This is a genomic window from Phormidium sp. CCY1219 (assembly GCF_055795085.1).
Map to the genome: position 1 here is coordinate 1 of NZ_JAYFEQ010000593.1, position 3,736 is coordinate 3,736.

At 53.7% G+C, this 3,736-nt stretch carries 3 protein-coding genes; all 3 read left to right on the top strand.

Features of this window, described 5'->3' with window-relative positions:
- Window positions 1-193: 193 nt before the first annotated feature.
- A complete protein-coding gene (locus tag AC0QH1_RS16675) occupies window positions 194-736 on the top strand; it encodes a Fur family transcriptional regulator (RefSeq protein ID WP_324632347.1) in 543 nt (180 codons plus the stop codon).
- 128 nt (window positions 737-864) lie between these two features.
- On the top strand, window positions 865-1,104 hold the full coding sequence (locus tag AC0QH1_RS16680; protein ID WP_324632348.1) for a hypothetical protein: 240 nt from the start codon (window positions 865-867) through the stop codon (window positions 1,102-1,104).
- 356 nt (window positions 1,105-1,460) lie between these two features.
- Window positions 1,461-3,736 (top strand): hypothetical protein (locus tag AC0QH1_RS16685; protein ID WP_324632349.1); only part of this gene is annotated, 2,276 nt, incomplete at its 3' end.

The window sequence follows — 3,736 nt, forward strand, 5'->3', positions numbered from 1 at the left end:
TTTGGAGACAACCATATCTCTATGTGCAGGGGCAACCGAACCCGCTGCACACCCAATTCTCAATATAGTTTTGACGGGGGCTAAAGCCGCACCTTCGTTTTTCCTCCCCCGGCTAAAGCACGGGGGTTTCCAAACGTATCGGAGGTGATCGTGAATCTATCAAAACCAAAGTAGGACAACAGAGGCAGTATCCGTGAAACCCATTCGATCCTTAGAAGATGCGCTCAATCGCTGTCAAACCCTTGGGATGAGGCTTTCGCGTCAGCGTCGTTTCATCCTAGAGTTGCTGTGGGAAGCGCAAGAACATTTATCCGCGCGCGAAATTTACGACCGATTGAACTTTGCCGGCAAAGACATCGGTCATACCTCCGTTTACCAGAACCTAGAAGCGCTTTCGCGCCAAGGGATTATCGAATGCATCGAGCGTTCTGACGGAAGACTCTACGGAAATATTAGCTCCTCCCACAGTCACATCAACTGCGTAGACACCAATCAACTGCTCGACGTGTATGTAGAACTTCCCCAAGAAATCATCGATCGCGTGCAAGCCGAAACAGGGATCCAGATTGTAGACTATCAGATTAATTTTTATGGATATCGAAACGCCGAATCCGATGAGGGGAAATACCCTCCCTCGAGACCGACAGCTTCCGCATCAGAATTGAAGGAATTAGAGGATGAGGGAGAAGCCCGAAGCCATGCTAACAGCAATCATCCCGGGGGAGAAGAGCAGTGAAGGTCAATGGTGGAAGGCCCGATGGCTGCCGCTTCAGCCCACAGTCAAATGCGGGAGGGAAAAGCCATGAAATCGGTTTTTGTTGGCTCGGAGACTTGCCAAGCGGGAGGATCGGGTGCGACTCTGGAATGAGTCGATCCATTGAGGAGGGTCGAAACCCGGTGATAGATCCGCAAGACCCCTTGCCCTCCAACGGCGAAAGGCTTAAAATCGCGCTCGCATCCCTAACCGAAGGCAGCGCGCCTCGGTTCACTGGCGCGGGGGCGATCGCCATGACCTTGCCAGGAGGAAAGTTCCCCCGAGATAAGGGACAAATTCCACCTTTGCAAGCGGAAACTCTAAAATTGGGCGTGAAGCATTACCCATGAAGACCAAAGATCCACTTGAATGTGGTTTGCGAGAATTTTCACATGCCAGGTAATTGTCGAAAATTATCGAGCATGGGGTACGGAAGGCTCTAACATTGGGTAGCGCTGTAGTGAAATTGCACTGTAAATCGCCCACAGTGCAAGGAACGAAAGAACCGATAAAAAATGTAGGCACCCTGTCTTCCCGGCATCGAGCCGCCAGAAACCGCCAAATTCCCATTTGGCAGCCAAGGGCTTCTCGATGTTTGCCTTATTTTCTCAAAGAACCGAGAATCTCCTTTAGCCCGAAAGCGAGCCAACCGCTAGCTTTCGACGGATAAGCAAAAACTTCAAAGACTTGTATTCACAAGTCTGCATTGCACGGACAAGCTGAAGCAATGGTGAAAAAAGAATTTGACCAATCCAGTACCCAGCCAGCCCAACGCATCCGCAGACAGCGGGAGGGGCGCATTCGGGCAGTGACCAATAAATTATTTTCTGCTCGGAAATCGCAGCGTCCCCAAGACAAAAAAGGGGCAAGGGCAAATAGCAGTCCAGAAATAGAACCAATTGAGGCATTGCCAGTGACTGGCGCTGACGAAGCGCAGCCAGCAGAAGGCAAGGACGTCGGAGAAAAAACCGAGGAAAAAAAAGGCTCCTTCGCCGCCAAGCCGTTGGCGCAAGCATGGAATAAGAGTCGGCGCATTTTGTGGGGATGGCACGTCCTCTGGCTGAGTCTGATTGTGGCATTTACCAGCGTCGGCACCGTCTCTCTGCGCTGGTTGCTCACCATGCCGCCACCGGTGAACTGCGAGGGACTCACCGTGGGAGCGCCCGATCGCGATCGCCTCTACTGCGCGCAGTCTGCGGCCAAATCCGGGGAATTAGACAAACTGGTAGAAGCCATCGAACTGGTCAATAGTTGGCCGAGCGATCACCCCATGCGCGCCCAAGGAGAAAGACTGCAGGAGGAATGGTCTAAACTGCTGCTCGACATTGCTCGTCAAAAGTTCAGCCAAGGGGACTTAGACGGCGCGATCGCTATTGTGGAAAAAATTCCCGAGTCCAATGCGGTGCGTGCCGAAGCAGATCTGGAGGCGCAAAGTTGGCAGGGAGACTGGGAAAAAGGGGAAGCGATCTACGAGAAAGCCTTGGCGGCATTAAAAGCCAGAAACTGGAACCAAGTGGATGCTCATACCCGAGCGCTGCTGAAACTGGAAAACATCCATTGGCGCTCGACGCGCTATTCTCAAATCAAGCAGCGGATGAAAACCGAAAAGCAGGCATGGGAAAAGCTAGAAGATGCCCGCTACTTGGTGTGGTATAAAACCGCTGAGGAATTTATCCGCGCCATCGATAAAGCGCGACAAATCAATCCCAACACCTATGTCAGCGAAGAAGCTAAAAAGCAGATCGAGCAATGGAGTCGGCAGTTGCTCGATATCGCCAAAGAACGCTTCGAGGAGGGAGAACTCGATGGCGCGATCGCTGCAGCCAAATGGGTACCGCGCGATACCACAGTTTATCGCGAAAGTCAAGACTTAATTCAACTCAGCCAAGCGCAAGCTCTGGTAAAAGACGACAAGCCTAGCGGCCCGATTGGCGAACGGCTCTTGGCATTCCTGGAAGCCTCCGCTACCGCCGACCAAATTCAACCCGACAGCCCCCTGTACAAAAAAGCGCAAGAAAAACAAGCGCGCTGGAAACAATACCAGCAAGACTTGATCCAAGTCCAACTGGCCAATAGTGTGGCGAGTTTCCGTCACCCGCTGCTGATGCGCTTGGCGATCGAGCAAGCACTGATGGTGAAGCCCGATCGCCCCGGACGGATTGACGCCCAAACCGAGATCGCCCGGTGGCGCAAAGAAATCCAAGAAATCGAAGACCGAGGCTATGTGGTGGCGGCACGGGCGATCGCAAACGGCCAAAATCAAAACATTAACGCCTTAAAAAATGCGATCGCTTCGGCCAAAAACGTGGAGATGGGTCGTCCCCTGCGGATCGAGGCCCAAACCCTGATCGCCCAATGGACCAAACAAATCCAACGTCTGGAAGACCAACCCATCCTCGATGAAGCCCAAACCTTAGCCAAAAACGGCAAGCTGAAAGAAGCCGTGACCACCGCAGAAAAAATCGCCGAGGGTCGCGCCCTCTACTCGGAAGCGCAAAACCGCATTTCCGACTGGGTGGCCGAAATCCAAATCGCTGAAGACCGTCCCATCCTCGACGAAGCAGCGTCTCTGGCGGCTCAAGGTCGTCTGGGGGCGGCGATCGAAACCGCCAGTCAAATTGCCTACGGTCGCGCTCTTTATTCCGAAGCCCAAGGGGCGATCGCTCGCTGGGGTGCCCAACTCGACGCTATCTATGCCGCCCGGGAAGCGGAAGCCAGACGCGCCGCCTCTCAAGAACCGGTCTACTACGAAGAACCGGCTCCCTCCTACCAAGAACCGGCCTATCAAGAGCCAACCTCTTACTACCAAGAGCCGGCCTATCAAGAACCGGCTCCCTCCTACCAAGAACCCACTTACTACCAAGAGCCAGAACCGGCGTATCAAGAGCCAGCCCCGGCGTATCAAGAGCCAGCTTCTTACTACCAGGAGCCAGCCCCCTCCTACCAAGAACCCGCCCCCTCCTACCAGGAGCCAGCTTCTTA

Bases quoted from the DNA above. Each gene is read 5' to 3' on its own strand.
- AC0QH1_RS16680 (WP_324632348.1), top strand. From the start codon at position 865: ATGAGTCGATCCATTGAGGAGGGTCGAAACCCGGTGATAGATCCGCAA.